General features: G+C 43.4%; 17 protein-coding genes. 11 read left to right on the top strand and 6 right to left on the bottom strand.

The window, feature by feature from the left end; translation table 11 throughout:
- Window positions 1-29: 29 nt before the first annotated feature.
- Window positions 30-1199, bottom strand: coding sequence for an FtsW/RodA/SpoVE family cell cycle protein (locus KNP88_RS02415; protein WP_214768659.1), 1170 nt, complete (start codon window positions 1197-1199; stop codon window positions 30-32).
- 143 nt (window positions 1200-1342) lie between these two features.
- Here KNP88_RS02415 and fabI point away from each other — a divergent pair, with 143 nt between their 5' ends.
- Window positions 1343-2116 (top strand): enoyl-ACP reductase FabI, encoded by a 774-nt coding sequence (gene fabI, locus KNP88_RS02410; protein ID WP_088837485.1) that lies wholly within the window; start codon window positions 1343-1345, stop codon window positions 2114-2116.
- A 129-nt stretch (window positions 2117-2245) separates the two neighbouring features.
- Window positions 2246-2449, top strand: coding sequence for a hypothetical protein (locus tag KNP88_RS02405; RefSeq protein ID WP_214892155.1), 204 nt, complete (start codon window positions 2246-2248; stop codon window positions 2447-2449).
- Between the two features lie 2 nt (window positions 2450-2451).
- On the opposite strand, the gene KNP88_RS02400 is transcribed toward KNP88_RS02405, so the two are convergent.
- On the bottom strand, window positions 2452-2964 hold the full coding sequence (locus tag KNP88_RS02400; protein ID WP_029330982.1) for a YjcG family protein: 513 nt from the start codon (window positions 2962-2964) through the stop codon (window positions 2452-2454).
- 145 nt (window positions 2965-3109) lie between these two features.
- Between KNP88_RS02400 and KNP88_RS02395 the strand changes: the two genes are divergently transcribed.
- Genes KNP88_RS02395 through KNP88_RS02385 form a run of 3 tightly spaced genes read left to right on the top strand, consistent with a single transcriptional unit; the run spans window position 3110 to window position 4772 of the window.
- On the top strand, window positions 3110-3655 hold the full coding sequence (locus tag KNP88_RS02395) for a phosphatidylglycerophosphatase A family protein (RefSeq protein WP_088837484.1): 546 nt from the start codon (window positions 3110-3112) through the stop codon (window positions 3653-3655).
- Window positions 3655-4278, top strand: coding sequence for a phosphatase PAP2 family protein (locus KNP88_RS02390; protein ID WP_088837483.1), 624 nt, complete (start codon window positions 3655-3657; stop codon window positions 4276-4278). Before KNP88_RS02395 ends, KNP88_RS02390 begins: the two co-directional genes overlap by 1 nt.
- Window positions 4278-4772, top strand: coding sequence for a hypothetical protein (locus KNP88_RS02385; RefSeq protein ID WP_214892153.1), 495 nt, complete (start codon window positions 4278-4280; stop codon window positions 4770-4772). Before KNP88_RS02390 ends, KNP88_RS02385 begins: the two co-directional genes overlap by 1 nt.
- Before the next feature lie 59 nt (window positions 4773-4831).
- On the opposite strand, the gene KNP88_RS02380 is transcribed toward KNP88_RS02385, so the two are convergent.
- The 4 genes from KNP88_RS02380 to KNP88_RS02365 form a co-directional block, all read right to left on the bottom strand.
- Window positions 4832-5701, bottom strand: coding sequence for a DegV family protein (locus tag KNP88_RS02380; RefSeq protein ID WP_214892151.1), 870 nt, complete (start codon window positions 5699-5701; stop codon window positions 4832-4834).
- A gap of 64 nt (window positions 5702-5765) precedes the next feature.
- Entirely contained in the window at window positions 5766-7091 is a 1326-nt protein-coding gene (gene brnQ / locus KNP88_RS02375) for a branched-chain amino acid transport system II carrier protein (RefSeq protein WP_214892149.1), read from the bottom strand.
- 552 nt (window positions 7092-7643) lie between these two features.
- Window positions 7644-7937, bottom strand: coding sequence for a hypothetical protein (locus KNP88_RS02370; RefSeq protein ID WP_029330976.1), 294 nt, complete (start codon window positions 7935-7937; stop codon window positions 7644-7646).
- A 262-nt stretch (window positions 7938-8199) separates the two neighbouring features.
- Window positions 8200-8931, bottom strand: a complete 732-nt coding sequence (locus tag KNP88_RS02365) for a hypothetical protein (protein WP_214892147.1) — start codon at window positions 8929-8931, stop codon at window positions 8200-8202.
- Between the two features lie 136 nt (window positions 8932-9067).
- On the opposite strand from KNP88_RS02365, the gene KNP88_RS02360 reads away from it, so the two are divergent.
- The 6 genes from KNP88_RS02360 (at window position 9068) to nadE (ending at window position 13929) form a co-directional block, all read left to right on the top strand.
- The gene (locus tag KNP88_RS02360; RefSeq protein WP_029330974.1) at window positions 9068-9625 is read left to right on the top strand and encodes a GNAT family N-acetyltransferase; all 558 of its coding nucleotides are present in this window, start codon (window positions 9068-9070) and stop codon (window positions 9623-9625) included.
- An 8-nt stretch (window positions 9626-9633) separates the two neighbouring features.
- Entirely contained in the window at window positions 9634-10347 is a 714-nt protein-coding gene (locus tag KNP88_RS02355; RefSeq protein ID WP_214892145.1) for an alpha/beta fold hydrolase, read from the top strand.
- 89 nt (window positions 10348-10436) lie between these two features.
- Window positions 10437-11528: a virulence factor gene (locus tag KNP88_RS02350; RefSeq protein ID WP_029330972.1), complete on the top strand. Its 1092-nt coding sequence runs from the start codon at window positions 10437-10439 to the stop codon at window positions 11526-11528.
- Window positions 11529-11886: 358 nt separating this feature from the next.
- Window positions 11887-12099, top strand: a complete 213-nt coding sequence (locus tag KNP88_RS02345; RefSeq protein WP_029330971.1) for a hypothetical protein — start codon at window positions 11887-11889, stop codon at window positions 12097-12099.
- An 82-nt stretch (window positions 12100-12181) separates the two neighbouring features.
- Complete coding sequence (locus KNP88_RS02340; protein ID WP_214892143.1) at window positions 12182-12652, top strand: BsuPI-related putative proteinase inhibitor; 471 nt, start codon at window positions 12182-12184, stop codon at window positions 12650-12652.
- 461 nt (window positions 12653-13113) lie between these two features.
- Complete coding sequence (gene nadE, locus KNP88_RS02335; protein ID WP_088837475.1) at window positions 13114-13929, top strand: ammonia-dependent NAD(+) synthetase; 816 nt, start codon at window positions 13114-13116, stop codon at window positions 13927-13929.
- Window positions 13930-14008 lie beyond the last annotated feature (79 nt).

Here is a 14008-nt window from a genome sequence, read left to right as displayed (position 1 = left end):
ATTCCTGCAAAAGGGAATCAACTCTTTTTTTAATCTTCATCAAACATCGAGACACGTGATTGGGAAGCGATCGCCATAATAAGGCCAAGACCTACTAAGTTGACGATCATCGTCGAACCTCCATAGCTGATGAAGGGGAGCGGGAGGCCGGTGATCGGTAAAACACCCATCGTCATCCCGATGTTTTGAAAGATTTGGAACGTAAACATTGCGACGTAACCTGTCACGATATAGGTTCCGAACGGATCGGCTGTTTCAAGTGCGATTTGAATCAGGCGGTAGATGAACAAAAACAGGATGACTAAGACGACGGCAGCCCCAATAAATCCGTAATGGGCAGAAATCGCAGTGAAAATGAAATCAGTATGCAATTCCGGGACGGAAACCTGGAGTTTTCCATAGCCGACACCAAACATTTGCCCGGAGCCGATCGCATTAATCGATTGGACCAATTGATAAGATAAATCGTCGGCATACTCAAATGGTTGTAACCACGCCATGATTCGGTTCATCGCGTGTCCTGGGAAGAAGGTCGCAAGTAAATCATTCTGGAAATAAAAGAGATAAAAGAAACCGACGATTGAAATTGTAAATAAAATCACCATGCTCAGGAGCCACTTCCAGTTGAGGCCGGATAAGAGCATCGCACAGGCAAGAATAACACATAAAATTAAGCCGATTCCTAAATCGGGTTGGATGATGATTAAAGCGAGTGGAAGTAATGTTACAACAACCATTTTGAGCAGAAGTAAAAAATCACGTTCATGTTGGACGTACCGTGCATTATGTTCCGAAATGACGGCAGCTAATGTGACAATCAAAAAGAACTTCATGAACTCTGCCGGTTGGACCGTTCCGATGACCGGAAGCTGATACCAGCCATACGCCCCTTTAATGTTCGCGACGAGTGGCGTTCCGCGTAAGACGACGAGACCGATCAAAGAAATAATTCCGGCACCATATAAGTACCAATGGAATCGTTTTAACTGTTCATAATCAATGAAGATGACGACAGATAGTGCGATAAATCCGATGATATACCACTGAATCTGTTTCGCCATGAAATTGATTTCACTAATCGCGCCTTGCAAAAAAGGTTGCGCCGTATAGATTGCGATGATACTGATGATCATCAGGCAACCGAGTAAAAAAAGTAACGTGTTATCATATCGTTGTGTAAATGATTTAAAACGGTTCATTTCATCCCTACTTTCTATCTCTTTCTATATTAACGTAATTTATCAAAATCGCAATATCAAGAGGGGTGGTTGACAGAAGCGTTACGTTTTTGTAACCTAGATATAGGTGTTATTACCAGGTACTAATTTTAGGGGGAGTTCAAATGAATATTTATCCTTCACTTGAGGGAAAGACGTATGTCGTAATGGGTGTCATCAATCAACGCTCGATCGCATGGGGAATTGCCCGAGCGCTTGACGCGGCAGGTGCAAGCCTCGCGTTTACGTATGTAGGCGAACGATTTAAAGCACCACTCGAAAAGTTAGGGAAAGAATTATCGCGACCAGCTACTTACTATACATGTGACGTAACGAGTGATAAAGAAATCGAGCAAGTGTTCCAAAGCATCCATGCGGATCACGGACAGATTTCGGGGATTGCCCATTCGATCGCCTTTGCCGATAAAGAAGCATTACGCGGCGAGTTTTCAGGCGTAACGCGTGAACAGTTCGCGCAAGCGCTCGATATTTCTGCATTCAGCTTAACGGCAGTCGTCAAAGCAGCGAAAGACTTTTTCACAGAAGATGCTTCAGTCATCACGTTGACATATCTCGGTGGTGAGAAGATGGTCCCGAACTATAACGTCATGGGTGTCGCGAAAGCTGCGCTCGACGCTAGCGTTCGTTACCTTGCGGCTGAATACGGAAAACAAGGTGTTCGTGTCAATGCAATCTCAGCTGGTCCAGTGCGTACGGTATCAGCAAAAGGTGTCGGCGACTTCAACTCGATTCTCGACAGCATCGAAGAGCGCGCACCACTGCACCGAAACGTTTCGACGGAACAAATCGGTCAAAGTGGCTTGTTCCTGTTGTCACAAATGTCGAGTGGCGTGACAGGTGAAATTCTCCACGTCGACAGTGGTTTCCACATTCTTTAAGTGCTCAACCTATTTGCTGTAGTTCTAAACCGGGGGCAACCCTGGTTTTTTTGTTTTCTAAAAAGCTATTTTGGGAATAAGAAAAGTAGATGAGGAAAATAACGGCTACAGAAATAGGAGGGAAGAGATATGTATCAAGTCGATTTTACAGTCGTTCAATACGTCAATCGGCAGGTTCGTGTTGAACCGGAACGAAAAACAGAACCGATTGCCCGAATCAATCCGATTGAGCGGATTCAGTCACATGATTATGAATTAGAAGAACAAGCGAATGCATATGGAGTTTTACCGGAATTAAAACTTCCCGGCCGTAAGTTCGACCGGGAAGTTTAATGTTAGTGTTGTTTGAAGCGGAATGTTTCATAAACGCTCCAGGCACCATTTTCTAATTCATAGAGAAGTGCCATTTTCGTGACGTCTTCTTGAAAGCGAATATCTTCCATCTTTAGTCGTTCTAGAACGTCGAACAGTTCGACATCAGAAAGATCTTGGCCAATCGTAATATGTGGCAAAAAGTCGTACTTGGGTGTATGTTCGAGTCCATTTGAATGTAGAGCACGATGCAACTGCTCCATTTCGTCCGTCGGCATGACTTTTAAGAACAAGACATTGTTTGTCGGATGGAAAGAGCGTGCCCCTTGAAGATGTAGTGCGAGTGGTTTCGTTTGTTCAGCCACTTTGTTTAATTCAGAAACAATCGATTCTAACTCACTTTCATCAACACTTACGCGTTCACGCATCGTAATATGTGGCGTGATTAAAGCATACTTTGAATCATATCGTTTTCGATACGAATTCGCGAAATCTTGTATGCGCTTCGATGGAAACAGAACTACCCCGATGTTCATCGAAAATCCCCTACTTTCCCCTAAAATGATAACGCTTTACAAAATAATCATGACGGATTATGGGCGCTATGTCAAAGATGTTTGAGAAGAGTCAGGGAATCTGTGTATACTTGTGAAGAACTTTGTCAGAGAGGTGGATTTAGTCATGAAAGAAAAAGCACATTCAAAAGAGGTCAAACAAGCAGCGATTGAAAAGCTTCACGAACGTGGAGTAACGATTCATGCCATTTCTGAAATCGTGTATCAGATGCAGGCACCTTATACGGAGGAGTTGACACTCGAGACATGTCTCAGCTCAGTCGAACGTGTACTCGAAAAACGGGAACTCCAACATGCGATTTTAGTTGGGGCAGAACTTGATATTCTTGCGGAAAAGGGTCTGTTGTCTGAACCATTATTATCCATCATTCGAAGTGATGAAGGATTGTTTGGCGTCGATGAAACGATTGCGATTGGTGCGGTCAATACGTATGGTTCAATCGCGGTCACGACGTTCGGTTACTTAGATAAAGCCAAAATCGGTATTATCAAGGAGCTCGATACGAAAGTCGATGATGGACGTGTCAATACGTTCATGGATGACATCGTCGCGGCGATTGCAGCGAACGCATCCGGACGCCTTGCACACCGTTTACGTGATAAAGAAGACTATTCAGCGGAAGAACTTGAACAACGAAAGGGAACGTACTAATGAAAACCAATCATCGGGCGTTAATCGTCTCAGGAATCGTACTCGTATTGTTTTTAACGATTGCGTTATCGATTCGCCTGACGGGTTATTTTTTGTTTGATGCCCAATTATCGAATGAAATGGCAGAACGTGTTCCAGGTAGCTATGTCTCGTGGTTCACGCGGATTGGATCAGGTGTCGGAGCTGTGACGATTACGAGCATTCTTGCAATCGTCAGTTACCTGATTTGGCGTGATAAAGTCGGTAGCATTTGGTATTTCATTGCTTGTCTCTCCGTCGGGGCGTTAAATCAAGTCGTTAAATTGATTTTCGTCAGAGAACGTCCATCATTAAATGACTTGGTAGGGGGCGTAGGATATAGCTTTCCAAGTGGACATTCATCGATGGCATTTGCCGTTTATGGAGGATTCATCGTACTTGCTTGGCGCTTTTTAAGTCGGACGGGGCGGATTGTCGTCAGCACGATTTGTACGTTGATGTTTCTCGCAATGGGATCTTCACGGATTATTTTGAACGTTCATTATTTTTCTGATGTCCTCGGAGGATTTTTATTCGCGGCCTTCGTCCTCAGCTTATCATATGCATTCGTATCACCGAGACGAAAAAAGGAGATTTACAATTAATGTTGTTACTTGATATTGACAATAGCATTTTGTTCGATGAAGCAACGATGCGGAAGATGAACAAACCGACATTGCTCGTCGAGCGATTGGATGGAAACAAACAGTTCATGACGATGCGGGCGCATCTGCGCCTGAAGCGTCTAGTTGAAATCAATCAAGTGATTCCAGTGACGAGCCGAACGGTGGATCAGTTTAAACATCTTGAATTATTTCAAATCGACGCAAAACCAAAGTGGGCAATTCTTGAGAACGGGAAAACTCTGCTAAAAGAAGGGAAATCAGATAAGCGATATGAAAATTGGCTGCGACAACATCAGCAACCTGCCACGATGTCGTCGATTTTAATCTATCTCGAAGAAGTAGAAGTGACGAACTGGCAAGCTTATCCGGCGATGACCTTATCGGAACGTCTGACTCGTCCCCATGAAGGAATCTCTTCCGTAGAGGATGAATCAGCGTTATTGGAAGAACTATTTCATCGTTATCAAACGTGAATCATTAAAGTAAAAGAAAAAGCATCCGACGTAGTGACGTCGGATGCTTTTTTTTACTATTACGGGTATTCAATTTGGTCGAACCAATAGACACCGATAGTAGCGGCACCTGCATGTGACAAAATAGATGGGCCGAATTGAGTGATTTCGATGGAAACGTCAGATAGTTTAGATTGAATCAGGGCACGAAGTTGTTCAGCTTCTTCTAACGCCAATGTATGTCCGACGTAGAGTCTTTGCTGGTGTAGACCAGAAGCCTGGACTTTTGTCACGACCTCCGTAGCCATTTCCTGAAAAGCTTTCTTCAAAGAGCGAACCTTCTTAAAGGGAACGAGTTTCCCAAGTTCATTGAACGTAACAATCGGCTTGATATTCAGCATGTTCGCAAGTAAAAATTGACTACTTGAAACGCGACCCCCACGCCGCATCGTTTCCATATTCCCGATGATCAAATAAAAGTGAGAACCGTGTTTGAACTTTTCGAGAACAGTCATCACGTTTTCAGGACGCATTCCAGAAGTTGCGAGCTCGATCGCGATCTTAATCATTTCTTGCTGATTGGTCGCCCCTGTATAAGAATCAATGGCATACAAGGGGAAGCCAACAGCCTCTGCAGCTGCGACTGAGCTTGCATATGTTCCGCTTAAGCCACTCGTGATATGAATGGCATACCCGTAATCATATCCTTCGTTCTTTAATCGCTCATACAACTCGACTAACTCTCCAAAGGAAGGCTGAGAAGTCGTAGGGACGGCAGAAGAATGTTGTTTCATTTTTTCATCTAGTTGTTCAATTGAAATGTCGACATACTCACGGTACGATTCACCGTTAATGATGAGTTGGGTCGGCACCACATGGACTCCGATCTGTTCTGCTTCTCCCTCTCGGAAAAAAGCCATACTATCGGTGATCCAAGCAATCTTATCCATTAAAACGACGCCTCCAGTAGAATTCCATTTTTCTCATTATACCACAAGCGTGAAAGCGGAATCATCAGCCTGCTTGTTTTTGGCTGATGGAATTATGAGAAACGTGTCCAATCCATGAACTGATGATGAATGTCGCGATTGCAGGCAATAACCACGCCATGTTTTGGTCGACCAACGGGAAAGCTTTATACATGCTGCTGGCGAATGCAGGTAAAACTTTTAACGACATGAGTGAGCTGAGTAATGAGAGAAGCGCCGTTACGAACAATGTCGCACCGTAGACGATGGCTGGCTTCTTGATAGCTGAACGAATGAACGTCAAGACGATTAAGACGATGACAATCGGATAAAGGAACATCAATACAGGTACAGCAATCGACAGTAATGTCTGCAGTCCGAAAATCGAGATTGCGAATCCTAATACGGCTGTCGTGATACTTGCGACCGGGAAAGACAATCGTTTAAACAATGAAATCAAATATTCTGAAAATGCTGTCACAAGACCGACGGAAGTTGTTAAACAAGCAAGCAAAATCGCTGTTCCTAAAATGACTAAACCAACCGTACCGAACGTACTATCAGCATATTGCTGCAACAAATCAGGACCGCTGACTGAACCGACAGCACCGAAGCTGTTTCGTCCAATGAAACCAAGTCCTGTATAGACGACAGTCAATGAGACTGCGGCAATTAAACCGGCTTTTGTCACGTTTTTTAATTGTGATGTACGATCTTTAATTCCACGTGTGTGAAGCGTGTGTAAGACGATAACTCCGAAGACGAGTGCACCGAGTGCGTCGAGGGTCAAATAGCCTTGAAGAAATCCTTGAACAAACGAGTTCGTAAAACTGTTGTATGCAGGAGCTGGTGCCTCGACGGCAGAAAGTGGATTGACGATACTACTTATACTGAGAATCATAAGTGCCGTCAGTAATAACGGTGTGATGAAGCGACCGATGATATCAAGTAACTTACCCGGTCTTAAAACGAGAAACACGGTTGCCAAGAAAAAGAGTAATGATGAAATGATTAACGTCGTTTGGCTGGGTTCTCCTAAAAAAGGAACGACACCAAGTTCATACGTGACGACCGATGTTCTCGGGATGCCGAAGAATGGACCAATCGCGACGTAAAGTGCGAATGTCAAGAAAGCACCAACAGCTTTCGGCAGTGGATTTGCCAGCGTACTAATTCCGCCGCCAACCCAAGCGACTGCGATTAAGCCCGCTAACGGGAGACCGACGCCTGTTACGATGAAGCCTAGCATGGCAGGTAAGAATTGTGTCCCGGCAAGAGCACCGAGTTCGGGTGGGAAAATTAAGTTACCGGCACCAAAAAACAAAGCGAAAATCATAAATCCTAAAGCGAATAAATCTTTACGGTTCAACATATATTATGCCTCCTGATTCCTCATAATCTTACTCACTATACCATTAGAAATTAGCTGTTATAAATAAATTTTAAAACATTCGTTATTCAAGAATCGAGGAGTCGAAGCAAACGCGTTTTAACCTCTACACTTGTAAAAGAAGATCAACCGCAATGTGGAATTAAAAAAACCTATCCGTTAGATTGGATAGGCGCCATCTGTTTCACTGGACGCCTCATTCGATCCATCGAAAGGAGGGCCCAAAAACTATTTCATCGTCACATGAAATGTTTTCAGTCCCTCGCGTACAGAATAATCAGTCGGTGATTCGAAGTTAAAACTAAAGTGCTCATAATATGGTACTCCTCTCGTTGAATTTGTCTCAGATTATCACGGGATACATGATTAATCAATATTTTCTGACAATTGTTCCAAAAGAAAAAATATTGAGAACGTTATCATGCATATTATTACTAAAAAAGATGCGAAAAGAACCATATTATAACAAAAAAACCGGTCCTTCATTGAAGAAGTGACCGGATGGTTAATATAGATATAACGAGCGACATAAGTTTAACTAGAAGCCATGAAGCGCCCCTTTTTTTGTCGTCTCATTTTGTGGAGGAGCCAGGCGTGAACGACTTCACAAGATTGACGGGGCAACGTTAGCTCGACGAGCGGTTCCTGTTGCTGCCCTCGGATGGTGAATACTCCGGTCTCTTCATCAATCGGTGAGATTGCCATTGAGCTCGCATCATTCAGTGATAATTTAAGTTCGCCAATTGACGCATCCTTCAGTTTCAGGATATGTCCGTTCGTCGCGAATTTAGCGAATGATCCGATTCCGTTCACTTTTAACTGGTCCATAACTAGTTCCTCCTTTGTTAGCTAACACGAACAATCATCATACGTGTAACGAAAAAAACATCTGCAACTTCTAACTTATCCAAAAGGTTAATCTCATTATAACGAAGTCTCTAAAAGAAGCTAGCATTATTTTGTGTGAAAATTCAATTAATTCAAGAGATGTATTGTATGATATTAGATTTCTTGAAATAATACATGAAAGTATAAAAAAATAAGATACAAAAAAAAGCATCCTATCATTTGATGATAGAGATGCTGAAGATCATCGTACCTCAAAATCCCAGGATTTTTTGCGGTGGACGAATTCACCACGTGCGATGATGGACTCTTTTTCAGACTCGAAGTCTTCCTTGAGCACGGCCATGTCTTCGTAACGACCCGCAATATAAAGAGGAATGCTGAGTTGTCTCGTAAAAACAGAGCGTTTTATATTCGCGAAATCAATTAACACACCTTCGCTGAGCAATTGACGAATATGAATCAGGATTTCAGCCGTCAAAGGACGGGGAGATAACCCACGAAGCTCGTGACGAATCTTTCGCTGGATTAAGACTGAGAGAATTTGCTCGATTCGGGACCAATCTTTTAAATATACTGTTGCCTGAAATCCGTCGTGTTCACTGAAATAGGCGAACTCGTTCTCGACCGATGACGCGAACGGGCTCGGCATACCACGCTTCATATGCATGAGGAATAACAGCTCCGCAACTTCAGGATCAGTTAATGTATCTAAGGAATGTGAAGAGCGGATGTCGATCGCGTTCAATGGATGACGAACGACATCATTCGACGCGGAAAATTGCTCGATTTCATGTGCTTCAACGTAATTGAGCGAAGTACGAAACGATTGTTTGACGGCTTTAAAGTCTGCACCTGAGACAAGTAATGGACGTTTTAAATCTAGCGCAATCATGAAATCAGAAAATGTCACACCAGACATCGTTAAACGATGGTTTTCTGCATCTTCATAAAAATAAAGCATTGAACTTGACATAGCCATCTGCTTCCTTTCTTGACTCATCAATACTTACTATTTCAATAGTAGCAAAACTTCAATCGAGCGAAAAGAATAATTCCTTTTGAAAACGGGCATAATAAAGAATAGAAGCATAAAAAGAGGTGATCAAACGATGTGGGGGTTACGAAAACCATTTCCAGAGTTGACGACGGAACGATTTGTTCTAAGGGAACTTGAAAATAAAGATGCACGTGATCTATTTAAGATTCTTTCAGACGAGGACGTCATGTACTATTACGGATCGGATCCGTTAGCGACTGTGTATGAAGCAAAAAACGTCATTAGTTATTTCAAAGAACAGTTTACGCAAGGGAAGGCGATTCGGTGGGCAATTGCTGATTTGCAAACCAACCAATTAATCGGGACAATCGGCTTTCATAATTGGTTAGCGCAGTACCACCGTGCTGAAATCGGTTTTGAGGTCAGTCAAGACTACTGGAAGCAAGGTGTCGCTTCTGAGGCGGCGCGTGCTGTTTTAACACATGGATTCGAAGACTTCGCCCTCCATCGCATCAGTGCCCTTGTTGCACCTGAAAATCTTGCTTCGAATGCACTCGTCCAAAAATTAGGTTTTCAATCGGAAGGATTGCTTGAGGATTATGCCTACAGTCATGGACGTTTTATGGATTTGACAATTTACCGGATGCTTGCATCGGAATGGAAGGGATGAGTTAGTCAATGTCGAAACAAACACTCGTATTGCTACACGGATTTGCTGGAGGAACAGATTATTTTAATCGGGTGGAAGCAAAGCTTCGCTTATCGTTTGATGTCTTGCCGCTGCGACTACCCGGTCATGAAGGAGAGGACGTCGGACCTGACACAGTGGAAGGATTTGCAGAGTGGGTCATGAAGGACTTGGAACGCCGGGAAATTGAAAATCCGATTATCGTTGGTCATTCTTTCGGAGGATATATTACGGCTGCGATTGTCGAAGCTTATGCAGATAAAATTGCCGGTTTCGGTCTCGTCTATTCAACGGCGAAACCAGACGCTACTGAAGCGAAACAAAAACGGAATCAAAACATTAGTCGTGTCGAGGAAATTGGAGTTCGGGCATTCGTTGATGGCATGATTCCCGGTTTATTTGCCGAAGGGGCAGATCCGATGCTAATTTCTGAAGCAAAAGAGATTGGTTACATGATGACAGTCGAAGGTGCAATACGCGCTCTAAGTGCGATGCGCGACCGGAGAGATGTCACGAGCGCATTGAATCAAACTTCAGTTCCTGGTGTGATTGTTCATGGTGAAAAAGATGCCCTTATCTCAAAAGAGAGTGCATTTAGCCCGAATAACTCACGGATCAGCTTTGAATCAACGGACAGTGGTCACATGGGGATGCTCGAAACACCGGATGCGTTCTGTGAGATTATCGAGCGTGTATTTGCTTAAACAACATCAAAGCTCTACGGTTCGAATCGTAGAGCTTTTGCGTTGCAATTTCTTTAAAGTTTCTGAATGATGGAGGGGGAGGGATCGATATGAAAATTGTAGCAATTGAACCAACACCAAGTCCAAACAACATGAAAGTTATCGTTGATGAAACATTTTCTGAAAAGGGACAGACCTTTGAACATGCTTTTGGTGCGCCGGAGCACGTAACGAAACTTTTAGACATTCCTGGAATTAAATCAGTCTATCAAGTGAGTGACTTTCTTGCCGTCGAACGTTTTCCAAAATACGATTGGCGAACACTCGTCATCGAAATTCGCCGAGCTTTTGGTGAGAATTTAAGTGATGTCGAAAATCATGAAACAGATGCCGCATTCGAACCTGTGCATCTCTTTGTTCAATTCATCCTCGGTGTCCCGATGCAAATCAAAGGCGTCAAAGGATTAGAAGAAAAACGACAAGGGTTACCGGAAAGGTTTCGAGATGCTGCACTATTCGTCCAACCTTTTGTCCAAAATGTCATTAGTGATCGACGCTGGGTTGAACAAGCCCCACGGTATGGGGAACTGGACGATAGTCTAGAGGAAGTGGCGCAAGAGCTCGAAATCGCCTATCCTCAAGAGCGGGTTGAACGATTGAAAGTACTCGCTTCGGGTGAAGACGTTACGTTTGATGGACAAGCCCTTAGCTCGAGCGACTGGAAAGAGCGGTTTGCAGCACTGGATGAATTACCGATTGATTTAAGCTGGGTCTCGGCTTATGCGAAGATGCTTCAGGATGAAAAAATGCAAATCAGACGACAAGCAATCGTCAAGCTCGGCATGTTTGAGGAGAATCGTGAAGAATTGCTCGAATATATCACGAATGCTTTACATGACCCTTCAGGAATCGTTCGTCGGACCGCAGGGGATACAGTATCTGATTGGGCACTTCCGGAAGCGGAGCCGATGATGATTGAAGCGTTGACCGATAAAAACAAACTTGTTCGTTGGCGTGCCGCGCGCTTTCTATTCGATGTTGGAACGGAACGGGCAGTATCTCGCTTAAAAGAAGCAGCGCAAGATAAAGAATATGAAGTCGCACTCCAAGCCGAGCTCGCCTTAGCACGAATCGAGAGTGGGGAAGAAGCACTAGGGACAGTCTGGCAACAAATGAACCGTTTGATTGATGAAAGTTCATAAGAACTTGAAAAAACCATGTTTGGCACAATCATTCGACAAAATCGCGCATGTTTTGTCTAGTCATATTTTACCTATAAGACTTATGTCCTGGTAAAAAAAAGAAGAAAAAAACTGTAATGATTTTGAAATGTCTTTGAAATCTGATGATAATCTGCATGTTTCAAAAGAAATGATTTGTTTTTTATATCATCCATTTTATGGGTTAGAAAACTGGCATAAAGTTTTGACATGAATTGTCGAATGACAATTCACCTGCTCTTTTGGACGTTTGGTAAAGTGAAATCAACATAACGGATTCGAGATTAACCGAGTGAGTTGGTTTAACTGAAATCTAACATAACAAAGGAGATGCGGGGACATGATACTTTTTGCAGAAACAGACTTAGCAGTGGGGTATAAAGAACGAACGGCTTCTGGTGTGTACGTTACAATCGAGACAGGTGATAGCCGGACAATCACACTCGTCGCACCGGTCACAGCGACAGATGCGATCTGTGATGAATTATTCGTAACGGGGATGGAACAATTATTCTCAGGTTCAACGGATGTAACAGAAATGCCTGTTGCTTGATCAGCAACTATGAAAGGGAGATGAGGGAAACCTTGTCTCCTTTTTTGTATGATAAAATGGATGGAAAGAGGGAGGAGACGTCATGAAATGGTCTCGAACACGGTTGCTGTTACTTGGATTAGCGCTCATGTTAGTCGGATGTAGTCAAGAAACTAAAAAAGCGGACCTTGCAACAAAAGTGTCGAATCAACCGATTCAAATTGCCGTGTCAGGACAGGCTGTTGGATCGAATACAATAGAGGCAATCGTACGGTTGCACAATCCAAATGACCAAAACGTGAAAATTGCGTATCCTTCATCACAACGTTTTGAATTAATGGTGCGTGATGGACGAAATCACGTGATTTACACGTTTTCGAAAGAACATCTTTTTACACAAGCGATTGAAGAAGAACAGTTTGAACCGTATGAGGAAAAGGAATATGAAGTGACGATTGAATTATCAGATACTAGCGATGCAAAAGAAATCGACGGAATGACTGTTCAACAATTCGAGGGAGCGCGTGACTCGACATCGAAGGTGACATCCGTTATTTCTAAAGAGAAGCTATGATGATAAACTGAAACTATTGAACTACCTCCACCTATGCTTCGCTAAAAGGTGGAGGATTCCTGAGTTATTCAATCTAATGCTCGAAACTTTATCAGGCTAACCCCGTCGTCCCGACGGTTGAACATTAATCTTGCCCGTTTCTTTTGAGCGGATGCCTACTGTGCTTGGTTTTCGCTACTTCGGTCATCCGCAAGGTGGACGTTGAAGATTTTACGTGACAGACGAACTTTCTGTCACAACCCTATACCTTCAGTTTCCAAAGAACGTGACATTTTAATTCTTCCTGATTTTAATTGTCTTCAAACGAAGCGCGTCGGACAATTGACGTGTCGGAAGACACGCCTTGTCCGACGACGTTTCATCCCCCACTTGGACTAGGGCTTCACCCTGAACGTTTAGAAGGGGGGAGTATTCTCGTCTAAATTTCGTAAAAAATAGAGAATGAGGAGTGTGATGTGACAATGCAACAAGACATCATTCAAGCGACAGGAGTCAAGCCAGTCATCGAGGCGCATGAAGAGGTGGCGAACCGGATTCGTTTCTTAAAAGAATACTTACTACACACGGGTGCTAAAGGATTTATCCTTGGTATTTCAGGTGGTCAAGACTCATCTCTTGCCGGACGGCTCTGTCAACTCGCTGTAGAAGAACTGAGAGCAGAAACAGGACGAGATTTTCATTTTTATGCGGTTCGCCTTCCTTATGGACAGCAGCAGGATGAATCGGACGCACAACTTGCCTTATCATTCATTCGACCAGATCACTCGTTACGCGTTGATATCAAGCCGGCAGTAGAAGCGGCAATGGCTTCATTTGAAGTCGCGACAGGAGAAGTCCTATCTGATTTCAGTAAAGGCAATACGAAGGCACGTGAACGGATGAAAGTACAATACGATCTTGGAGCGCACTTTGGTTGTCTCGTCGTCGGAACGGATCATGCAGCTGAATTCGTCACAGGTTTCTATACGAAGCATGGTGACGGGGCTTGTGATTTAACACCGTTGACTGGCTTAAACAAACGACAAGGAAAACAATTGTTACGTTATTTAGATGCACCTGTCGGATTGATCGATAAAGTACCGACAGCTGATCTAGAGGATGACCGACCTGGTTTACCTGACGAACTCGCATTAGGGATGACGTATGATGAGATTGACGACTATCTAGAAGGAAAAAGCATATCAACTGCAAGTCAAACGAAACTAGAGACACAGTATAAACGTGTAGGTCATAAACATCATATGCCGGTTTCTCCATTAGATGACTGGTGGAAATGATATGACGACGCTTGCTTTTTGAGGCAAAGTATCTTTCTAAAACGACATCCTTTAGGGGCTTCGTTTCAGACTGTAGACA

Origin of the sequence: Exiguobacterium sp. H66, assembly GCF_018618705.1 — a bacterium.
Taxonomy (GTDB): Bacteria; Bacillota; Bacilli; order Exiguobacteriales; family Exiguobacteriaceae; genus Exiguobacterium_A; species Exiguobacterium_A oxidotolerans.
The sequence above is the reverse complement of the archived record's forward strand: the minus strand, read 5'-3'. Positions and strand labels throughout refer to the sequence as shown.